At 61.5% G+C, this 20,258-nt stretch carries 19 protein-coding genes and 1 pseudogene; all 20 read left to right on the forward strand.

What is annotated here, in order from left to right:
* The first annotated feature begins 23 nt into the window (after positions 1–23).
* The 20 genes and pseudogenes from mazG to cysK all read left to right on the forward strand — a co-directional run bounded on the left by mazG (position 24) and on the right by cysK (position 20,231).
* On the forward strand, positions 24–1,505 hold the full coding sequence (gene mazG, locus VE009_RS21975) for a nucleoside triphosphate pyrophosphohydrolase (RefSeq protein ID WP_325011419.1): 1,482 nt from the start codon (positions 24–26) through the stop codon (positions 1,503–1,505).
* A gap of 141 nt (positions 1,506–1,646) precedes the next feature.
* A complete protein-coding gene (locus tag VE009_RS21980) occupies positions 1,647–1,919 on the forward strand; it encodes an HU family DNA-binding protein (RefSeq protein WP_325011421.1) in 273 nt (90 codons plus the stop codon).
* Between the two features lies 1 nt (position 1,920).
* Positions 1,921–2,193 (forward strand): RNA-binding S4 domain-containing protein, encoded by a 273-nt coding sequence (locus tag VE009_RS21985; protein WP_325011423.1) that lies wholly within the window; start codon positions 1,921–1,923, stop codon positions 2,191–2,193.
* 146 nt (positions 2,194–2,339) lie between these two features.
* On the forward strand, positions 2,340–2,621 hold the full coding sequence (gene yabP, locus VE009_RS21990) for a sporulation protein YabP (RefSeq protein ID WP_325011425.1): 282 nt from the start codon (positions 2,340–2,342) through the stop codon (positions 2,619–2,621).
* Positions 2,618–3,217, forward strand: coding sequence for a spore cortex biosynthesis protein YabQ (gene yabQ, locus VE009_RS21995; protein WP_325011427.1), 600 nt, complete (start codon positions 2,618–2,620; stop codon positions 3,215–3,217). Before yabP ends, yabQ begins: the two co-directional genes overlap by 4 nt.
* A 16-nt stretch (positions 3,218–3,233) precedes the next feature.
* On the forward strand, positions 3,234–3,563 hold the full coding sequence (locus VE009_RS22000) for a septum formation initiator family protein (RefSeq protein WP_325011429.1): 330 nt from the start codon (positions 3,234–3,236) through the stop codon (positions 3,561–3,563).
* An 82-nt stretch (positions 3,564–3,645) separates the two neighbouring features.
* Positions 3,646–4,140 (forward strand): S1 domain-containing RNA-binding protein, encoded by a 495-nt coding sequence (locus VE009_RS22005; RefSeq protein ID WP_325011431.1) that lies wholly within the window; start codon positions 3,646–3,648, stop codon positions 4,138–4,140.
* Positions 4,141–4,513: 373 nt separating this feature from the next.
* Positions 4,514–7,006 carry a stage II sporulation protein E gene (spoIIE, locus tag VE009_RS22010; protein ID WP_325011432.1) on the forward strand — a complete coding sequence of 831 codons (2,493 nt, stop codon included), beginning with the start codon at positions 4,514–4,516 and terminating at the stop codon, positions 7,004–7,006.
* 99 nt (positions 7,007–7,105) lie between these two features.
* Positions 7,106–7,840 (forward strand): annotated as a pseudogene (locus VE009_RS22020) (VWA domain-containing protein); the annotation flags it as partial.
* A complete protein-coding gene (locus tag VE009_RS22025; protein WP_325011434.1) occupies positions 7,833–8,732 on the forward strand; it encodes a protein kinase domain-containing protein in 900 nt (299 codons plus the stop codon). The pseudogene VE009_RS22020 and the gene VE009_RS22025, both read left to right, overlap by 8 nt.
* A gap of 19 nt (positions 8,733–8,751) precedes the next feature.
* On the forward strand, positions 8,752–10,188 hold the full coding sequence (gene tilS, locus VE009_RS22030; RefSeq protein ID WP_325011436.1) for a tRNA lysidine(34) synthetase TilS: 1,437 nt from the start codon (positions 8,752–8,754) through the stop codon (positions 10,186–10,188).
* A gap of 73 nt (positions 10,189–10,261) precedes the next feature.
* Positions 10,262–10,807, forward strand: a complete 546-nt coding sequence (hpt, locus tag VE009_RS22035; RefSeq protein ID WP_325011438.1) for a hypoxanthine phosphoribosyltransferase — start codon at positions 10,262–10,264, stop codon at positions 10,805–10,807.
* A gap of 96 nt (positions 10,808–10,903) precedes the next feature.
* Positions 10,904–12,844 carry an ATP-dependent zinc metalloprotease FtsH gene (ftsH, locus tag VE009_RS22040; RefSeq protein WP_325011440.1) on the forward strand — a complete coding sequence of 647 codons (1,941 nt, stop codon included), beginning with the start codon at positions 10,904–10,906 and terminating at the stop codon, positions 12,842–12,844.
* A 197-nt stretch (positions 12,845–13,041) separates the two neighbouring features.
* On the forward strand, positions 13,042–13,980 hold the full coding sequence (gene nadA, locus VE009_RS22045; protein ID WP_325011477.1) for a quinolinate synthase NadA: 939 nt from the start codon (positions 13,042–13,044) through the stop codon (positions 13,978–13,980).
* A 49-nt stretch (positions 13,981–14,029) separates the two neighbouring features.
* Positions 14,030–15,649, forward strand: a complete 1,620-nt coding sequence (gene nadB, locus VE009_RS22050) for an L-aspartate oxidase (RefSeq protein WP_325011442.1) — start codon at positions 14,030–14,032, stop codon at positions 15,647–15,649.
* Positions 15,642–16,526 (forward strand): carboxylating nicotinate-nucleotide diphosphorylase, encoded by an 885-nt coding sequence (nadC, locus tag VE009_RS22055; protein WP_325011443.1) that lies wholly within the window; start codon positions 15,642–15,644, stop codon positions 16,524–16,526. The genes nadB and nadC overlap by 8 nt, the downstream gene beginning before the upstream one ends.
* Entirely contained in the window at positions 16,523–17,290 is a 768-nt protein-coding gene (locus tag VE009_RS22060) for a type III pantothenate kinase (RefSeq protein ID WP_325011445.1), read from the forward strand. The genes nadC and VE009_RS22060 overlap by 4 nt, the downstream gene beginning before the upstream one ends.
* Positions 17,291–17,334: 44 nt before the next feature.
* Entirely contained in the window at positions 17,335–18,210 is an 876-nt protein-coding gene (hslO, locus tag VE009_RS22065) for an Hsp33 family molecular chaperone HslO (RefSeq protein WP_325011447.1), read from the forward strand.
* 19 nt (positions 18,211–18,229) lie between these two features.
* Positions 18,230–19,198, forward strand: a complete 969-nt coding sequence (locus VE009_RS22070; RefSeq protein WP_325011449.1) for a foldase protein PrsA — start codon at positions 18,230–18,232, stop codon at positions 19,196–19,198.
* An 88-nt stretch (positions 19,199–19,286) separates the two neighbouring features.
* Positions 19,287–20,231 (forward strand): cysteine synthase A, encoded by a 945-nt coding sequence (gene cysK, locus VE009_RS22075; RefSeq protein ID WP_325011451.1) that lies wholly within the window; start codon positions 19,287–19,289, stop codon positions 20,229–20,231.
* The last annotated feature ends 27 nt before the right edge of the window (positions 20,232–20,258 follow it).

The following is a 20,258-nucleotide window of genomic DNA, read 5'->3' on the forward strand; positions in this document are numbered from 1 at the left end:
ACAAGCGGAGGGAGACAAGCCATATGACGGGACGCATAACGGTGGCGGGGCTCGGCCCCGGCGGGCCGGACGGGCTGACGCTGGGCGCGTGGGAAGCGGTGCGCGCGGCCGAGAGGCTGCTGCTGCGCACGGAGAAGCACCCGGTGGTCGCTTGGCTGCGCGAGCAGGGCATTCGATTTGAAACGTACGACAACGTATACGAAGAGCACGGCCAATTCGCGGACGTGTACGCGGCGATCGCGGACGACCTCGTGCGCCGCGCCTCTAGCGGGGACGAGCTCGTCTACGCCGTCCCCGGGCATCCGTCGGTCGCGGAGACGACCGTCGCGCTGCTCCGGCGCCGCTGCCCCGAGGCGGGCGTCGAGCTGCGCATCCTCGGCGGAGAGAGCTTCCTCGACCGGGCGTTCGTCGCGCTCGGCTTCGACCCGGCGGACGGCTTCCAGCTCGCGGACGGGACCGATTTCCATCCGGCGCGGCTTAATCCGCACAATCATATCCTCATCACGCAGGTGTACGACGGCTTCGTCGCCTCGGACGTGAAGCTCGGTCTGATGGAGCGGTACCCCGACGATTACGAAGTGGTCGTCGGCCATGCGCTCGGCGTCGACGGGGAAGAGCGCATCGAGCGCGTACCGCTGTACGAGCTCGACCGCGACCGCGGCTTCGGCAATTTGTCGCTCGTGTACGTGCCGCCGACGGAGCGGGACGACGTCCATTACCGGACGTTCGAGCGGCTCCACGCGATCATCGCGAAGCTGCGCAGCCCGGAGGGCTGTCCTTGGGATCGGGAGCAAACCCACAAATCGCTGCGCAAATATTTCATCGAAGAGACGTTCGAGGCGATCGAGACGATCGATAACGATGACATGGACGCGCTGCGCGACGAGCTCGGCGACGTGCTGCTGCAAATTATGCTCCATGCGCAAATCGAGGAGGAAGCCGGCACGTTCACCGTGTACGACGTCATCGCGGGGCTGGCCGAGAAAATGGTCCGCCGCCATCCGCACGTCTTCGGCGACGCGAAGGTCGGGGGCGTCGACGACGTGCTGTCGACGTGGCAGGACGTGAAGGCCGAGGAGCGCAAGGCGAAGGGGGAGGAGCCTCCGGCATCGCTGCTCGACGGCGTCCCGTCCGGTCTGCCGTCGATGCAGCGGGCGGTCGCGCTGCAGAAGAAGGCGGCGAAGGTCGGATTCGACTGGAGCGCGGCAGCCGAAATCATCGGCAAAATCGCGGAGGAGCTGCGCGAGTTCGAAGAGGCGCTGGCGCTGCCCGAGGCGGAGCGGGGGGAACGGACACTCGACGAAATGGGCGATCTGCTGTTCGCCGTCGTCAACCTGGCCCGGTTCCTGAAGATCGATCCGGACGAGGCGCTCTCGGCTACCAATCGAAAATTTATTCATAGATTTCAATATATCGAGGAGCAGCTACGTTTAAGAGGCAAATCCTTTGACCAAACTGATATCGTAGAGATGGAACGTTATTGGCAGGATGCCAAAAGGAGCTGAGCCGCTTTCCCGCGCGTGAATATTTTGCGAATTCGCTGAAAATGTTCGGTCGCAAAGCAGGATTTTCTTAGCATCCGAGAGAATACATACAAAGTTATTGCTATATTTTTCACGTTGGATCGATTAGGAGGAATCGTAAGCATGAACAAACAGGATCTGATCAACAGCATTTCCGAGAAAAGCGGCTTGACGAAAAAAGACGTCGAAGCTGTATTGAACACTTTCCTTGGCGAAGTAACCGAAGCGTTGTCCTCCGGCGAGAAGGTTCAATTGATCGGCTTCGGCACGTTCGAAACGCGCAAGCGTTCCGCTCGCGTAGGCCGCAACCCGCAAACCGGCGCGACGCTCCCGATCCCGGAGTCGAAGGTTCCGGCGTTCAAAGCGGGCAACAAGCTCAAAGAAGCCGTGAAGTAAGATGCGCCTCGACAAATTCCTGAAGGTTTCCCGGCTCATCAAGCGTCGTACCGTCGCGAAGGACGTGTCCGACCAAGGGCGAGTCTGGATCAACGGGAAAGAGGCGAAGCCGAGCAGCACCGTGAAGCCCGGCGACGAGGTGACCGTACGATTCGGTTCGAAGAGCGTCACGGTTCGCATCGAGCGGCTCGCCGAGACGACGCGCAAGGATGAAGCGGCCGGCATGTATACCGTAATCAAAGAAGAATCGCACGCGAGCGAGGGGCTGTTCTAACTCGCTTTCCCGCCTGCGCGAAGCCGTCCCCGTTCGGAGAATCGTTTCCGACCGGGGACGGCTTTTTTTGCCGTTGGCCCGCGGCGGCTTGTTCTAAAACGCCCCCTTCCCCCATAAGGTAAGGATATAAGGGAGGGGTACATGCCATGGTGGAGCATGGGAAGAATAAACGTCAAGAGGTCCGACTGCTGAATCGCCGTCTCTTGGAAGTGACGGGCGTGCTGAACGTCGACAGCTTCGACAGCGAAGAATTTATGCTGGAAACCGAGCTGGGGTATTTGAACGTTAAGGGGCAAAATTTACATATCAAAAACTTGAACCTCGAGCAGGGTCTCGTTTCCATCGAAGGCACCGTCAACGCCTTCGCGTATTTGGACGGCGCGGGTCCGGACAAAACGAAAGGCTTTCTCGGGAAGCTGTTCAAGTGACGCTCAGCGTTCAATTTTTGACGATGGCCGCCATGGTGCTCAGCGGGGCGGCGCTCGGGCTGTTGTACGACGGATACCGGGTGCTGTCCGGCGAACTCCGGTTCCCGCGCTGGATGCTTCCGCCGCTGGACATCCTGTACTGGGCCGTCGCCACGGCCGCGGTGTTCCGCGTCTTGTACCTCAGCAACGGAGGCGAGGTGCGCATTTACGTATTCCTCGCGCTCCTGCTCGGCATCTCGATGTATTTCGCCCTGCTCAGCGGTTTTTTTGTACAAGCGATCCAAAGGGCGATCGAGCTCGTCCGCAGACTGATCCGGTTTTCGATTTGGCTGTTCGATGTTCTGGTCGTGCGTCCGGTCATCGGCCTGTACCGTTTGTGTATCGCCGTTTTAGGATTTTTAGCGGCCTTGTCTATTTTCCTTGGAAAACTTGTGATACAATTGCTCTATCCTCTGTGGAAAATCGCGGTCTGGCTGGTAAGGCCGCTGGTTGTTCGATTGTACAAGCTGGTGCGCGGAGATCGCTGGCTCGCTCCCGCGGCCCGGCGCGCCGCAGAGGGATGGCGGATCATCCGCCGATGGACGACACGCAAGTAGCAGGGGGTTGACGGCAATGGCAGCGGGGACGGCAGCGGGTTCCGGATCGAAACAACCGAACATCACGAAGGGCGCCCGCAGAAGGCGGCGCTTGTTCCTAACGCTCGTCGGCGGTTTTACGTTATGGGCCGTCGTGGCGATGTGGGACCAGACGTTCGCCATGAACGAGAAGCGAGCGGAGCTGAGGGCGCTCCAGCAGCGGCTCGATCAGGTGAAGGCCGAGAACGAGGCGTACCAAGCGGAAGTCACCCGTCTTCAAGATCCTGAATATATTGAGCAGAAAGTACGCAAAGATTTCGGCATGTCTCGCCCGGGCGACAAAGTGTTCGCACCGCCGGCGGAATAATGTCCATTGCCGAAAGTTTGCGGATTCTGTATAATTCAGCTAATCCATTTATGCGATCATCGAGGGAGGAACAGGTTCTTTTATGTCAACCATTGAAGTTGGCGCTAAGCTGGAAGGGAAAGTAACGGGAATTACCCATTTCGGCGCTTTCGTCGAACTGCCCGGAGGCGTAACCGGTCTGGTGCACATTTCGGAAATCGCCGACAGCTACGTCAAGGACGTCAAAGATCACTTAAAGCTGGAAGACGTAGTCACGGTGAAAGTGATCAATGTGGACAAAGACGGGAAAATCGGGCTTTCGATCAAGAAAGCCGTCGATAAGCCTCCGGAGGCGCCGCGGCCGAGCTTCCACCGCGAAGGTCCGCGCGAAGGCGGCGGATACGGCGGCGGCGGCAGAGGCGGCTTCGGCGGCGGCCGGGGCGGCGATCGCCGGCAAGGCGGAGGATTCTCGGGCGGCGGACGCATGACTTTCGAGGACAAAATGTCCCGTTTCTTGAAGGACAGCGAAGAACGGATTTCCTCCCTTAAAAAGAATACGGAAGGCAAGCGCGGAGGGCGCGGCGCGAAACGCGTCTGACCCGGATAGCGCAGCCTTACGAAGACGAACCGCGAGGCCGATCAGGCCTCGCGGTTTTTTGCGTTTCCGAAAAATATACCTTTATTTTTCTTGAACATTTCGCGCGTACCCGCGCTTCTGACGGCATGCCGTTCGGTTCGACATCATCTTACGACAGCGCGGCGATACGAATCGACGGCAACCGGGGATCGCCTTCCGAGGCGATCCTGCCGAATCGCCCGCTTGCCAAGGCTCCGCGCGATCCGCCGGATTTGTCGGAAAAAAAATGAACCCTACCAACGCATTGTGACAAACTTTTTAATAGAGTTGTTCCTATAATGAAACCACTCATTTCTCCTGCGGAAGGAAATACGAATTAGGGGTGGCTTCGAACATGGAAAAGCGAAACGTAATGCAGCGCCTGGGCTGGGACGCCGCGGGCGCGACCGACCGATGGCGCCGTTCGGCGAAGACGTGGTTCATGCACAACCGGTTGGTGCAAGCGGCGGTAGGCAAGCGTTGGGCGTTCGTGTTGATGCTCGTCGCCTTCCTGCTCGGACGGGCGACGATCTTCGGGGAGCTCGCGCCGTTCGCGCTCGCGTTCCTCGCGGCGCTCGTCTATTTGCGGCCGGGGATGGCGCGCATGACGGCGGTCGCGCTGCTCGCGGGCAGCGCTTTCGCCCCGCATCTGCAGATCGGGACGATCGCCGGGCAGCTCGTCGTGTTCGGCCTGCTGCACAAGGGGCTGGCGCGTTATGAGAAAGCGGATCTATCGCATGCGCCAGTGCTTGTCTTCTTATCCGCGTTCACCGTCGGCTTGTTTACGGACATCGTCGCATCGAACTTGACGTGGTACGCGGTTATGATGACGTCCGTGGAGGCGGGGCTCAGCTGCGTGCTGACGCTTATCTTCCTCCAGGCGCTGCCGGTGTTCACGCTGACGCGGAAAAATTACCAGCTCCGCCACGAAGAAATCATTTGCCTCATCATTCTGCTCGCCTCCGTGATGACCGGAACGGTGCACTGGGAAGTCGGTTCCGTCTCGATCGATCAAGCGCTGTCGCGGTTCCTCATTCTCGTGCTCGCCTTCGTCGGGGGCGCTCCGATCGGCGCGGCGGTCGGCGTCGTGACCGGGCTCATTCTCAGCCTCGCCGACATGTCGGCGATCCACCAGATCAGCCTGCTCGCCTTCGCGGGCATGCTGGCCGGCTTGCTGAAGGAGGGCGGCAAGATGGCGGTCGGCTTCGGCATGCTGCTCGGCACGTCGATTCTGGCGCTGTACACGGGGGACGCTCCGCAGGTGCTGCAATCGACGTACGAATCGGTGGCGGCGGTCGCGCTGTTCCTGTTCCTGCCGAAGGGCATGATCCGGACGATCGCCAAATATGTGCCCGGCACGCAGGAGCACGCCAAGTCGCAGCACGATTATGCGCGGCGCATCCGCGACATTACGGCCAACCGGGTCAATCAATTTTCGGAAGTGTTCAAGCAGCTGTCCAAGAGCTTCGGGCAGCTGACGGAAAAAAACCAACTGCTGCAGCACGAAGCGGAAATGAGCCATTTCGTGAACGCGGTGACGAGCGAAGCGTGCGTGACGTGCTTCAAACGAACGACATGCTGGGACGGGGGGTTTTATAAAACTTACAAATATATGACCGATATGATGACGGAGGTGGAGACGAATCCCGAGTTCACGAAGGACGATATTCGCATGGAGTGGCGGCAGGCGTGCCATAAGACGGACCGGGTGCTGACCATTTTGCAAAAGCAGTATGAACAATACCGGCACGACCGCCATTGGACGCGGCAAATTCAGGAGAGCCGCAAACTCGTATCGGAGCAGCTGTTCGGCGTGTCTCAGGTCATGGACGATCTGGTGAAGGAAATCCGCCGCGAAGGGCAGGGATTGTTCCTGCAGGAGGAGCAAATTTCCCAAGTGCTCGAAGACATGGGGCTGACGGTACAGCGGCTCGACATTATTTCCTTGGAAGAAGGCAACGTGGAAATCGAGATCGTGCACGGCTTCGGGCGCGGGTTCGACGAATGCCGCAAAATGATCGCGCCGCTTCTCTCCGACGTGCTCGGGGAGACGATCGCGGTGCGCCAGGAGCGGTGGGACGATCCCGGCGAAGGATTGACGACGGTGCTGTTCTCCTCCGCGAAAGAATACGAGGTGGAAACGGGCATCGCCTGCGCGGCCAAGGGCGGGGAATGGCTGTCGGGCGACAGCTTCGCGACGATGGAGCTCGGGAACGGCAAATTCGCGGTGGCCGTCAGCGACGGCATGGGCAACGGCGAGCGGGCGCGCGCCGAGAGCAGCGACGCGCTGTCCATCCTGCAGCAGCTCCTCCAATCGGGCATGGACGAGCAGCTGGCGATCAAATCGGTCAATTCGGTGCTGACGCTCCGCTCGTCCGAGGAAATATACGCGACGGTGGATCTCGCGATCATCGACTTGTACAGCGCGAAGACGACGTTCATGAAAATCGGCTCAACGCCGAGCTTTATCAAACGCGGCAACGAAGTCATTCCGATCACGGCGAGCAATTTGCCGATCGGCATCCTGAAAGATATCGAGGTCGATCTGGTGATGCAGCAGCTCCTCCCGGGCGACCTGCTGATCATGATGACGGACGGCGTGTACGACGCGCCGGGCCACGCCGCCAACAAAGAGCTGTGGATGAAGCGGGTGCTGGGGGATATGCGCGACGGCACGCCGCAGGACATCGCGGACAAGCTGCTGGAGACGGTCATTCGCCACCACGACGGCGAAGTGGTGGACGACATGACGGTCATCGTGGCGAAAATCGATAAGTATACCCCGGAGTGGTCGACGTTCCGCTGGCACGGGCAAACGACGATCGAGCGGCCGAGGACGGTGAGCTGAACGCACGATTTTGCGAGGTTTGGAGTCTATAACGCTCCTCTTCTGTCAATGCTAGAACTAGGAACTTGAAACTAGTACTAGAAACGGTCGGAAGGGGAGCGTCTTGTTTTGAAGCAAATCATAGTCATTACCGACGGCAATTCGAACGAAGGCATCAGCCCGATTACGGCGGCGGCGGAGGCGTACGCCAGAGGGGTCGTCGTCAACGTGATCGGCGTCGTCGACCGGGAAGAGCAGGGCATGCGGGGCGAGAAAGAAATCGCGGCGATCGCCAAGGCGGGCGGCGGCATGTACCGAATCGTGTCGCCGGCGAAGCTGGCTTCCACGATGCAAATGATGACGCGGCAGACGGTCGTGGCGACGATCCAGCAGGTCGTCAACGCCGAGCTGAAGACGATCTTCAAGGACGAGACAGCGTCGCTCGCGACGCTGCCGCCGGAGAAGCGGGCTCAGGTCGTCCGCTCGGTCGACGAATGGACGGAAACAGCGCCGCTGCGGGTCGCCCTGCTGATCGACGCGAGCGCCAGCATGAAGCATAAATTCGACGCCGTTCGCGATGCCGCATACGACTTAATGCTCAGCATGCAAGCTAGATCAGGCCGCAGCGAGCTTGCCGTTATCCATTTCCCGGGAAATCGCGCGGGCGGTATACAAATCGACACGGAATGGACGTCGGAACTTGCAAAAATCGAGCAGATTCTATATAAATTAAACGTAAAAGGAACCACTCCTACAGGTCCGGCGATCATGGAAGCGCTGGCGCTGTTCGAAGGCGGCGAACGGACGAAGCCGAGCCGCGTCGACGAGGCCGCTTGGGGCGATTACGTTGTTTGAAGCCGTCGGCAGGCCGATGCGGCTTCGGCCCGGGGATCGCGTCGTCGGTCGGTGGAGCGGAAGGACGATTGCGATCGAGCGTTGGCTTGGGGAAGGTGCGAACGGCAGCGTCTATTTGGCGCGGGATCCGCTCGGGCCTTCCCATTGTGCGTTAAAAGTCGGGAACGACGCCTATGCGCTCCAGTCCGAAATCAACGCGCTGCAGACGGTAGGCGAAAGCGCTCCGAAATTGCTGCTATCGGACGACGGGACGTGCCGCGGCGCCGAATTCCCGTTTTACGCGATGTCGTTCGTGCCGGGCGTGCCGCTCGGCGAGGCGGCGGGCGCCGCCGCTTCGCCGGAGGAACTGTTCGCCTGGGGCGAGCGGCTGCTCGCGCGTTTGCGGGAGCTCCATGCGGCCGGATGGGCGTTCGGAGACGTCAAACCGGCGAACGTGCTGATCGCCCGGGGAGGCGAAGCCCGGCTCGTCGATTTCGGCGGCGCGACGAAGTTCGGGCAAGCGGTGAAGCAGTTTACGGAGCTGTACGACCGCGGTTTTTGGAAGCTCGGCCATCGGAAGGCGGACCCGGCGTACGATTTGTTCGCCTTCGCGGTGACGATGCTGGAGGCCGCAGGCATGGGAAGGCGCCTGCGGGCGATCGCGGGTTCTACGCGGAGGAACAAAGCGCGAGAGCTGCTGGAGCTGCCGGGCGAATGCGCCCGGTTGGCGGGCGCGGCGGATGTGCTCCGCCGCATGCTGCGCGGCGGCTACGCGGACGCGGAGCGCGCGCTCGCCGATTGGCGGGCGGCCGCCGCCCGCGGCCCCGCAGCCGGGGAACGGTGGCCGGCGATGTGGTTCGCGGGGGCGCTCGCCGCGTTCGTCGGCGTCGTCTGGCGCATGAGCGGAGGGTAAACGGGAGGAGGCGGATGCGATGGGGGAAGACGAATTGGCGCGGCGGGTCGAACGGCTGATTCGGGAGCGGGCGTTGTTTGCGCCCGGCGAACGATTCGTCGCGGCCGTATCGGGCGGCCCCGATTCCGTCGCGCTGCTTCATCTGCTGCATGCCCTCGCGCCGCGCTTCGATTGGGCGCTTGCGGCCGTCCACGTCAATCACGGCCTGCGCGGCGACGAGTCGGACGCGGAGGAGGCGTACGTGCGGGAGTTGTGCGAGCGGCTCGGCTTACCCTGTTTCGTTCGGAGGGTCGACGTATACGCCGCTCTCGCCGCGCACGGCAACAATAAGCAGGCCGCGGCCCGGACGCTGCGGCTGGCCGCGCTCCGGTCGGCGGCCGCGGAATGGGGCGGCTCGTCGGCGGCGCTCGGCCACCATGCCGACGATCAAGCGGAGACCGTGCTGATGCGAATGCTCCGCGGCACGGGACCGGGCGGGCTCGGCGGCATTCGTTTCACGAATGTCGTGGACGGAATGAAACTCGTGCGGCCTTTGCTTCGTATAAATAAAATCGAACTCGCCTCGTATTGCGAACGGCACGGATTGTCGCCCCGATTCGATTCGTCCAACGCGTCGAGAGATTATTTCCGGAACGTCGTCCGGCTGGACCTTCTTCCTTATATAATGAAGTTTCGGTCCGGCGCCGGCGAGTCGCTGCGGCGCATCGCCGAGCTGACGGCGGACGAAGACGACCTGCTCGACGCTTTGGCCCGGGAGCGCGTCAGGGCGGAAGCGAAGCGCGGAGAAAGCTCGATCCGGCTCGGCCGGGACGCCTTCCTGGCGGCGCATATCGCTTTACAAAGGCGAATGATTAAAATAATATTAAATAGTCTTTATTTGGATGAAGACTCGGTCGATTTCGCGAAAATCGAGCGGATGCGCGAGGCGATCGCCGCCGACGCGCCGACGACGCTCGAGCTTCGGCTCGACGGGCGCACCGTCTTTCGCAGATCGTACGACGCGCTCGAGTGGGCGCGGGACGAGCCGGCGCCGGCCGGTCCGTTCGAGTTCGCGATCGACGTCGCCCGAGACGGCCGTTTGGCGCTCGGGGGCGTGAACGGCGAGCTGGCATGGCGGCTGCTTCCCGCGGATCGGTTCGAGCCGCCCCCGTCCGGCGATCCGTTCGCCGCATGGTTCGACGCGGACGCGCTGGCGCCCCCGTGGATCGTGCGGTCGCGCCGGGCGGGAGACCGAATGGAGCCGTTCGGTTTAAACGGGACCAAAACCGTAAAAGATATGTTCGTCGACGGGAAATTGCCGCGGCGCCTCCGCGAGGCGTGGCCGGTCGTGACCTCCCGCGAAGGGGACCTGCTGTGGGTGCCGGGGTTTCGGCGCGCCAAGGCGGGGGCGGTGACCGCATCGACGGTCCGCATCTTGGCCATGGAGCTGCGGGTTCAGGGGAACATTTTCGACTGACGGGTTATGGTTCCGGAAGCACCTACATACGATAGTTATACTACCACGGTCAAACGCCGACGGGAGGACAAACGTGCACAACGACATTCAGGAAGTGTTATTCACCGAACAAGAGATTCAGCAAAAGGTGGCCGAACTGGGCCGCCAAATCTCGGCGGATTACGCCGGGAAAAACTTGCTCGTGCTCTGCGTGCTGAAGGGGGCTTTCTTGTTTATCGCCGATTTGGTCAAAAACATCGATCTCAAGCTGGAAGTCGACTTCATGGCGGTGTCGTCGTACGGCAAAGCGACCAAATCGTCGGGCGTCGTGAAGATCATCAAGGATCTCGACGCGCCGGTCGAAGGCCGCGACGTGCTCATCGTCGAGGATATCATCGACAGCGGACTGACGCTTTCGTACCTCATCGACGTATTGGAGCGGCGGAACGCGCATTCCGTCAAGGTCGTGACGCTGTTCGACAAACCGCATCATCGGACCGTCGAGCTCGAGGCGGACTACAAGGGCTTCCTCATTCCGGACGCCTTCATCGTCGGCTACGGCCTCGATTATGCGGAGAGATATCGGAACCTGCCTTATGTCGGCGTGTTGAAGCCAGAAGTGTATTCGAGCCATGCGTAACAGGCGTGCGGTAAGGGCTTACGCCGGGTCCCGGCTTTGTTGTTGTGCGGGTTTCGGCTATGATACAATAGATTCACGCCTGAGAGGAGGTAGGGAATGAATAAGATCGTCCGGAACACCGGATTTTATCTGATTATTTTCTTAGTAACCGTCGGAATCGTGCATTTCATCAGCAACCAAAACAACCAGCAGGACACCCTGAACTACAGCGAGTTCCGGCAGGCGTTGGCCGACGGGAAGATCGCCGAAGTAACCGTCCGGGCGGACCGATTTTCCTACTTGATTACAGGAAAATATAAGGGGGCAGCGCCGGAAGATCCCTCCTTCGAAACGCGGGCTCCTTTGGATGAATACGTGCTGGAAATGCTCCGCGAAAGCGGTGTCGTCGAGGAACATTTGCCGCAAGAGGGCGAACCGCTGTGGGTCGCGTTCCTGACCGGGATCGTTCCGTTCATCATCATTTTCATCCTGTTCTTCTTTCTGATGAATCAAGCGCAGGGCGGCGGCGGCAAGGTGATGAATTTCGGCAAAAGCCGCGCCCGCTTATATAACGAAGAGAAGAAGAAGGTCACGTTCGAGGACGTCGCGGGAGCCGACGAGGAGAAGCAGGAACTCGTCGAGGTCGTCGAATTCCTTAAGGATCCGCGGAAGTTTTCCGCCGTGGGCGCCCGCATTCCGAAGGGCGTGCTGCTGAACGGGCCTCCGGGCACCGGCAAAACGCTCCTCGCGCGCGCGGTCGCCGGGGAAGCGGGCGTGCCGTTCTTCAGCATCAGCGGCTCCGACTTCGTGGAAATGTTCGTCGGCGTCGGCGCATCCCGCGTGCGCGACCTGTTCGAGAACGCGAAGAAGAACGCGCCGTGCATCATCTTCATCGACGAGATCGACGCCGTCGGCCGTCAGCGGGGCGCAGGCCTCGGCGGCGGGCATGACGAGCGCGAGCAGACGCTCAACCAATTGCTCGTCGAGATGGACGGCTTCGGCGTCAACGAAGGCATCATCATCATCGCGGCGACGAACCGTCCGGACATTCTCGACCCGGCGCTGCTGCGCCCGGGCCGCTTCGACCGCCAGATTACGGTCGACCGTCCGGACGTGAAGGGACGCGAAGCGGTGCTCAAGGTGCATGCGCGCAACAAGCCGCTGTCCAAAGATGTCAAACTCGACCACATCGCGAAATATACGACCGGGTTTACGGGCGCGGATCTCGAGAACCTGCTGAACGAAGCGGCGCTTATCGCCGCGCGCCGCAACAAGAAGGAAATCGGTATGGCCGAAATCGAGGAAGCGATCGACCGCGTCATCGTCGGTACGGAAAAGAAGAGCCGCGTCATCTCCGAGCGGGAGAAGCGGATCGTCGCGTACCACGAAGCCGGTCATACGATCATTGGTTATCATCTCGAGAACGCGGACATGGTGCATAAGGTCACGATCATTCCGCGGGGCCGCGCAGGCGGCTATCTGATGATGCTGCCGAAAGAAGACCGGTACATGATGACGAAGAGCGAGCTGCTCGACAAGGTGACGGGGCTGCTCGGCGGCCGCATCTCCGAAGAGCTGTACATCGGCGAAATCGGCACCGGCGCGTCGAACGACTTCCAGCGCGCGACGGCGATTATCCGCTCGATGATTACCGAGTACGGCATGAGCAAGCTCGGGCCGATGCAGTTCGGCACGACGCAGGGCCAAGTGTTCCTCGGCCGCGACATCGGGCACGAACAGAACTACTCGGACCAGATCGCGTACGAGATCGACCAAGAGATGCAGCGGATGATCAACGAGTGCTACGAGAAGGGCAAAGCGATTCTTCAGAAGCACGAGCGCGAGGTGCATTTGATCGCGCAGACGCTGCTCGAGAAGGAGACGCTCGACCTCGAGCAAATCGAGGCGCTGATCAAGCGCGGCTCGCTGGAAGCCGGCGAATCGGCCGGCGCCGAGACGGCGCCGAAGACGGACGACATTCGCGTCAACATCGGCAAGCAGGCGGAGCATGACGACGCCAAGAAGCTGACGGTCGATAAGGATGACGAAGAGAAGTAAATGATGGAGGCGCTGCGGTCGACGCAGCGCCTTTTTCGCGCCGTATCGCGGGTTTTCACCAATTGACACGTTATGAAAGTTTATGTATTCTTCATATAATCGTACTTTTTTTCACAAACTAATGGCAGGACTCATCCGTTGAATGATCGACTTGAACCCGAAGGGGAAAGGGAGTGGGTCGCATGACTGCGGCTACCATGGAAGCTTTGGCCCTTGCGCGCAAGCAGGAGCAGAATCGGGAGCTTCGCGAACGGCTGGAGCAGTTGAAGAAGGAACGCAACGCTATCATTCTAGCCCATTATTATCAGCGTGACGAAATTCAGGACGTCGCCGATTTCCGAGGGGACTCGTTCCTGCTCGCGCAGAAGGCGGCGGAGACCGATGCGGATACGATCGTGTTTTGCGGCGTTCATTTCATGGGCGAAAGCGCCAAAATTTTGGCCCCGAACAAGACGGTGCTCATCCCGGACGAGCGCGCCGGCTGCCCGATGGCCGACATGGTCAACGTCGAAGGGCTGCGCGAGCTGAAGCGGAAGCATCCGAACGCGAAGGTTGTCACTTACATCAACTCGTCCGCGGAAATCAAGGCGGAGACGGACATCGTCTGCACGTCGGCGAACGCCGTGAAGGTCATTCAATCGCTCGACGCGGAAGAGATCATCTGGGTGCCGGACAAAAACTTGGGCGACTACGTCTCGAAGTTTACGGACAAGAAGATGATCATCTGGGAAGGGTACTGCAATACGCACGACATGCTGACGGTGAAGGACGTCGCCGAGATGCGCGCCCAATACCCGAACGCGCAGTTCGTCGTACATCCGGAATGCCGGCCGGAAGTCGTGAAGATGGCCGATTTCGTCGGCAGCACGACGGCGATCATCGACTATTGCAAGAAATCGGAGCATAAAGAGTTCATCGTCGGGACGGAAGACGGCACCGGCTATCAGCTTCGGAAGGACAGCCCGGACAAGGTGTTTCATTTCGCTTCGAAATACTTGGTCTGTCCGAACATGAAAGTGAATAATCTCAAGAAGCTGGTTCGCTGCCTCGAAACGATGCAGCCGCAAATTTACGTCGCGCCGGACGTCGCGGAGAAAGCGCGCCTCGCGCTCGAACGGATGCTGCTGGTGAAATAACAATCCGTGTCGGCACCCGACGGACATTGGGGAAGGCAGGACTTCAGGCATGATTCCTAGGACGTTAATCGATATTGATATCGCGAATTTACCCCGAGTCGAGACGGACGTCGCCGTCATCGGCTCGGGGATTGCCGGTTTATACACCGCTTTGAAAGCGGCCGACGCAGGGATGCGCGTCATGATGATCGCGAAGAAATCGCTGCTCGAGAGCAACACGCGCTACGCGCAGGGCGGCATCGCGGCGGTCATCTCCGACGAGGACTCGCCGCTGTACCATCGCCAAGACACGCTGATTGCGGGGGCGGGGCTGTGCTCCTCCGAGGCGGTCGACGTGCTCGTGCACGAAGGGCCGAACGGGGTGCAGGAGCTCGTCCGCTTCGGCACGCAGTTCGACCGCGAGGAGGACGGCGAATACGCCCTTACGATGGAGGGGGCGCACAGTCAGCGGCGCATTCTGCACGCGCAGGGCGACGCCACGGGCGCGGAAATCGTCCGCGCGCTGGCGGAGAAGACGCGGCGGAACGAATGGATCGAAGTGTGGGACGATCACTTCTGCATCGATCTCGTCACGGACGAAGGGGAATGCGTCGGCGTCATCGTGCAGCGCCCGGGCGGCGAGCTCGTGCTGGTGACGGCGAAGGCGACGGTGCTGTGCACCGGCGGAGCGGGTCAGCTGTACCGCTACACGACGAATCCGGAGCTCGCGACCGGCGACGGCATCGCGATGGCGTTCCGCGCCGGCGCGTACGTCCAGGACGTCGAATTCGTCCAGTTCCACCCGACGGCGCTGACGTACCCGGGCGCGCCGCGCTTCCTTATCTCGGAGGCGGTGCGCGGGGAAGGGGCGGTGCTGCGGAACATCCGCGGCGAGCGGTTCATGGATCAATACCATCCGCAGCTCGAGCTCGCGCCGCGCGACGTCGTCGCGCGGGCGATCGTGAGCGAAATCGACAAGACGAAGTCGACGTTCGTCTACTTGGATTTAACGCATGAGTCGCAGGAGACCGTCAAAGCGCGATTCCCGACGATCTACGAGTTTTGCCTGCGGTACGGGCTAGACCTGTCGAGCGACTGGATTCCGGTCGCGCCGGCCGCGCACTATATGATGGGCGGCGTGAAGACGGATCTGCACGGCGAGACGAGCGTCCGCCGGCTGTTCGCCTGCGGCGAGGTGTCGTCCACCGGCGTTCACGGGGCGAACCGGCTCGCGAGCAACTCGCTGTCGGAGGCGATCGTGTTCGGCCGCCGCATCGTGGAGCGCATCCGCGACCTGCCGCCGCTCGATCGAGAGCCCGAGTTCCACGTCGAGCTCGGCCGCACGGAGCCGGTAATGCAGCCGGTCATCGAGAAAAGGCTGAAGCTCCAGAAGCTGATGCTCCGCTACGCCGGCCTCGTTCGGAACGAGAAGGGGCTGAAGAAAGGGCTCGAGGAACTTCGCCGGCAGTCGCCCGTCTTCTACGCGAAGCTGTCGGGGCGCGAGCAGTACGAATTCGCGAACCTGCTGACCGTCGGCCTGCTTACGATGCTAGCCGCGCTGCGCCGCGAGGAAAGCCGAGGCGCGCACTATCGCGAGGACTTCCCGGAGCGGGACGATATCGTTTGGAAAAAGCACATCGTGCACCACCGAGATTTCGGATTGGCGGAGGAGAGCTTACAACATGGCTGATACGATGCATTTGGATCCGGCGTACCTGAAGGAACAGATTAGAGCTTGGCTGCGCGAAGATATCGGCCCGGGCGACATTTCGAGCCTCGCGATTTTGCCCGAGGGGCACCGGAGCCGGGCGGTCATTCACGCCAAGCAAGCCGGCGTCGCCGCGGGCCTCCCGGTCGCGGAAGCCGTGTTCGCCGAGGTGGACGCCTCCCTCGCCGTGAAGCGCGTCGCCCGCGAAGGGGCGGCGCTCGCCGTCGGCGACGTGCTGCTCGAAGTGGAGGGGAGCACGCTGTCGATTTTGTCCGGGGAGCGGCTCGCGCTCAACCTGCTGCAGCGGCTGTCCGGCATCGCGACGGCGACGCGCGCGTTCGTCGACGCGGTCGAAGGCGTCGAGCCGAAGCCGCGCATCGTCGATACGCGGAAGACGACGCCGGGCATGCGCCAGCTCGAGAAATACGCCGTGCGCGTCGGCGGCGGACACAATCACCGGTTCGCGTTGTTCGACGCCGTCATGCTGAAGGACAATCATATCAAAGCGGCCGGCGGCGTGAAGGAAGCGGTCGCCCGCGCCCGCGCTTACGCGCCGCATACGATGCGGATCGAGGTCGAAGTGGAGTCGCTTGAGCAGGTCGAGCAGGCGATCGAAGCGGGCGCGGACATTATCATGCTCGACAACATGGACACGGCCCGCATGACGGAGGCGGTGTCGCGCATTCGCCGCGCGTCGCCGCGCATCGTCGTCGAGGCGTCGGGCGGCGTCACTCTGTCGACCGTCCGCGCCATCGCGGAAACGGGCGTCGACGTCATCTCCGTCGGCGGCCTCACGCATTCGGTTAAGGCGCTCGACATATCGCTCGATTTGGGCGAGAAAAAAGAGGTGCGCGCATGATCTTGGTCGTCGATGTCGGCAATACGAATATCGTCTTGGGCTTGTACGAGCGAGAGACGCTTCGGCATCATTGGCGGGTGGCGACGAACCGGTCGTCGACCGCCGACGAGTACGGCATCATGATCATGACCTTGTTTCAGCATGCGGGCGTCCGCGTCAACGAGGTGGAAGGCGCCATCGTTTCCTCTGTCGTTCCCCCCATCAACGCCACGCTCGACCAAGCCTGCCGCAAATACGTGCGCCGGACGCCGCTGTTCGTCGGCCCCGGCGTCAAGACGGGCCTTAACATTCGTTACGAAAACCCGCGCGAGGTCGGGGCGGACCGCATCGTCAACGCCGTGGCGGGCATTCAGCTGTACGGCCCGCCGCTGATCATCGTCGATTTTGGAACGGCGACCACTTTTTGTTATATTGATGAGAAGGGCGATTACGTCGGCGGCGCGATCGCGCCCGGCATCGGCATTTCGACGGAAGCGCTCTATCAACGGGCGGCGAAGCTGCCGCGGATCGAGCTCGTGCGGCCGAAGAGCACCGTGGGGCGCACGACGGTTTCGTCGATGCAGTCCGGCATCATTTTCGGCTTCGCCGGGCAGGTAGACGGCATCGTCGGGCGCATTCGGGAGGAATTCGGCACGAAGCCTCGCGTCGTGGCGACGGGCGGGCTCGCGGAGCTGATCGCGGGCGAATCGAAGACGATCGACACGGTCAATCCGTTATTAACGCTGCAAGGATTGCAAATTATATACGAAAGAAATGTCGGTTAGCACGGGCGGCATCGCTGCGTCGCCGGCGGAAGGAGAGAACGATTTTGAAAGATTATTTGGTCCGGGCGACGGGCCTCGGCGGCAAAGTGCGGCTGTTCGCCGCGCGAACGACCGATGTTGTGGAGGAAATTCGCCGCCGTCACGATATGTTCCCGACGGCGACGGCCGCGGTCGGCCGCACGGCGACGGCTGCGGCGATGATGGGCGCCATGCTGAAGGGCGAAGAGAAGGTCACGATTCAAGTGAAAGGCGACGGCCCGCTCGGGCAAATCGTCGCAGACGCGAACGCGAAAGGCGAAGTGCGCGCGTACGCGGACAATCCGCAGACGCATCTGCCGAGCAACAGCCTCGGCAAGCTGGATGTGGCCGGCGCGGTCGGCACCGAAGGGTTCATTTACGTCATCAAAGATTTGGGGCTTCGCGAGCCGTACCGCGGCAGCATCCCGATTGTATCGGGCGAGCTCGCGGAGGACTTCACGTATTATTTCGCGAAATCGGAACAGACGCCGTCGGCGGTATCGCTCGGCGTGCTGGTCGACGTCGACTACTCGGTCAAAGAAGCCGGAGGCTTGATTTTACAGCTGCTGCCCGGCCTGTCGGACGAGGAAATCGGCGAATTGGAGAAGCGGCTGCAGCACATCCCGCCGGTCACAGCGATGCTCGAGCGGGGTCTCACCCCGGAGGATATGATGCGCGAGCTCGTCGACGAGCTGGCTTCGGTGGAGCGGATGGAGCTTCGGTTCCAATGCTTCTGCTCGAGGGAGCGGGTGAGCAACACGCTTGTGTCGTTAGGGAAAGAAGAACTCGACGCCATCATCGAAGGAGAAGGCGCGGCGGAAGTCGTGTGCCACTTCTGCAACGAAAAGTACGGCTTCGACAAGCCGGAATTGACGACGCTGCGACAGCGTCTGGACGCATAAAAGAAGCGGTGGGAGAGCGATGTCGAGAGAAAAGCTGCTGTGGGGACTTTGCGGCGCGTTGGCCGCGGCCGTCGTCGCGCTCGCGGTGATGCTGGCCGGCGGTCAGCCCCCCGGCGGAGATTCGTCCGAACCGGGGGGGACGGCGGACGGGGGCGGCGGCGGAAGTGATGCGCCCGCATCGCCGGAGCGCAAAATCGCGCAAGCGGGATCCGTCGCGCTGCTCGAGGAGGAGTTCATTGCAGGGCTTCAGGAAGCTTTCGGCCGCGAATACGTTCAGCAATGGCTGAAACGGACCGTCGTCCGTCTGGAGGCGCAAGCGCTGGGAATCGACGTCTCCCGGGCCGAGATCGACGAGGAGCTGCGCCGCATGCAGGTCGGCTACGAGAACGAGGCCGAGTTTTATAAGGTGATGCGGGAGCAGTTGGGCTTATCGGAGCAGGCGCTTCGGGACGACGCGCTGTACCGGCTCATGCTGGAGAAGATCGCCACCGCGGGCGTTTCGGTCACCGAAGCGGACGTAGAGGCGTACATCGAAGCGCATCCGGAAGAATTCGCGCCGACGCATGACGTCCGGTACGCGCAAATCGTCGTCGAATCCAGGGAGCGCGCAGCGACGGTGCTCGAGCAGCTTGGCGAAGGGGTCGATTTTGCGCTGCTGGCGCAGGACTTGTCGGTGGACGAGGCGACGGCGGCGAACGGCGGCGACTCCGGCTGGGTGTCGGAGAACGACCCGTTCATTCCCGAAGAGGTCGCGGAAGCGCTCGCCGACATGCAGGTCGGCGACGTCAGTCCGCCGCTCCCGACCCCGGAAGGGCAGTGGCGCATCGTGACGCTGCTCGGCCGACGGACGATCGACCCGCTGGACGATTCCAACGTGCGGGGAGATTTGCGCCGCGAGCTCGCGCTGGCGCAGGCGCCCTCGCTGTTCGACGTCGAATCGAGCCTGCTCGAAAAGTATAACGCAGTTGACTTTCTGTCCACCGATTGATAAGATGGAGTAAAAACCGACCTAATTACTCGGGATTATCCTCTGCCGGTTGTCGGGCGGGTCGGATATAAGGAGGATTCATTCGATTATGGCCAAATTAGTCCAGAACATCACCCAGCTCATCGGAGACACGCCCCTCGTGAAATTGAATCGCGTCGTACCGGAAGACAGCGCGGAAGTGTACGTGAAGCTGGAGTTCCAAAACCCGGGCGCAAGCGTAAAGGACCGGATCGCGATCAACATGATCGAAGCCGCCGAGCGCGAAGGCCGCATTAAGCCGGGCGACACGATCATCGAGCCGACGAGCGGCAACACGGGCATCGGCCTCGCGATGGTCGCCGCGGCCAAAGGCTACAAGGCCATCCTCGTTATGCCGGAAACGATGAGCATGGAGCGCCGCAACCTGCTCCGCGCGTACGGCGCCCAACTCGTGCTGACGCCGGGTCCGGAAGGCATGAAAGGCGCGATCAAGCGCGCCGAAGAGCTCCAAGCGGAAAACCCGAGCTACTTCATGCCGCAGCAGTTCAACAACTTGAACAACGTCGACATTCACCGCCGCACGACGGGGCCGGAAATCGTCGAAGCGATCAAGTCCCATGACGGGCAGCTCGACGCGTTCGTCTCGGGCATCGGCACGGGCGGCACGATCACGGGCGCGGGCGAAGTGCTCCGCGAGCATTTCCCGGGCATCCATATCGTCGCGGTCGAGCCGGCGGCATCCCCGGTGCTCTCCGGCGGCAAGCCGGGTCCGCACAAAATTCAAGGCATCGGCGCGGGCTTCGTGCCGCAAATCTTGAACACGGAAATCTACAACGAAGTCATCACGGTCGAGAACGAGGACGCGTTCGCTACGTCCCGCCGCGTGGCGAAAGAAGAGGGCATCCTCGGAGGCATCTCTTCGGGCGCGGCGATCTTCGCGGCGCTGCAAGTGGCGAAGAAGCTCGGCAAAGGCAAGCGCGTCGTCGCGGTCGTTCCGAGCAACGGCGAGCGTTACCTGAGCACGCCGCTGTACAACTTCGAAGAAAACCAATAATCGCTGCGCTTTTCGACGGCCGCCGAA

It is taken from the genome of Paenibacillus sp. (assembly GCF_035645195.1).
Classification (GTDB): Bacteria; Bacillota; Bacilli; order Paenibacillales; family YIM-B00363; genus Paenibacillus_AE.

What these genes read in the sequence shown, in the direction of transcription:
- mazG (WP_325011419.1), top strand. Translation starts at nt 24, where the DNA reads ATGACGGGACGCATAACGGTGGCGGGGCTCGGCCCCGGCGGGCCGGAC.
- VE009_RS21980 (WP_325011421.1), top strand. Translation starts at nt 1,647, where the DNA reads ATGAACAAACAGGATCTGATCAACAGCATTTCCGAGAAAAGCGGCTTG.
- VE009_RS21985 (WP_325011423.1), top strand. Translation starts at nt 1,921, where the DNA reads ATGCGCCTCGACAAATTCCTGAAGGTTTCCCGGCTCATCAAGCGTCGT.
- yabP (WP_325011425.1), top strand. Translation starts at nt 2,340, where the DNA reads ATGGTGGAGCATGGGAAGAATAAACGTCAAGAGGTCCGACTGCTGAAT.
- VE009_RS22000 (WP_325011429.1), top strand. Translation starts at nt 3,234, where the DNA reads ATGGCAGCGGGGACGGCAGCGGGTTCCGGATCGAAACAACCGAACATC.
- VE009_RS22005 (WP_325011431.1), top strand. Translation starts at nt 3,646, where the DNA reads ATGTCAACCATTGAAGTTGGCGCTAAGCTGGAAGGGAAAGTAACGGGA.
- spoIIE (WP_325011432.1), top strand. Translation starts at nt 4,514, where the DNA reads ATGGAAAAGCGAAACGTAATGCAGCGCCTGGGCTGGGACGCCGCGGGC.
- tilS (WP_325011436.1), top strand. Translation starts at nt 8,752, where the DNA reads ATGGGGGAAGACGAATTGGCGCGGCGGGTCGAACGGCTGATTCGGGAG.
- ftsH (WP_325011440.1), top strand. Translation starts at nt 10,904, where the DNA reads ATGAATAAGATCGTCCGGAACACCGGATTTTATCTGATTATTTTCTTA.
- nadA (WP_325011477.1), top strand. Translation starts at nt 13,042, where the DNA reads ATGGAAGCTTTGGCCCTTGCGCGCAAGCAGGAGCAGAATCGGGAGCTT.
- nadB (WP_325011442.1), top strand. Translation starts at nt 14,030, where the DNA reads ATGATTCCTAGGACGTTAATCGATATTGATATCGCGAATTTACCCCGA.
- nadC (WP_325011443.1), top strand. Translation starts at nt 15,642, where the DNA reads ATGGCTGATACGATGCATTTGGATCCGGCGTACCTGAAGGAACAGATT.
- VE009_RS22060 (WP_325011445.1), top strand. Translation starts at nt 16,523, where the DNA reads ATGATCTTGGTCGTCGATGTCGGCAATACGAATATCGTCTTGGGCTTG.
- VE009_RS22070 (WP_325011449.1), top strand. Translation starts at nt 18,230, where the DNA reads ATGTCGAGAGAAAAGCTGCTGTGGGGACTTTGCGGCGCGTTGGCCGCG.
- cysK (WP_325011451.1), top strand. Translation starts at nt 19,287, where the DNA reads ATGGCCAAATTAGTCCAGAACATCACCCAGCTCATCGGAGACACGCCC.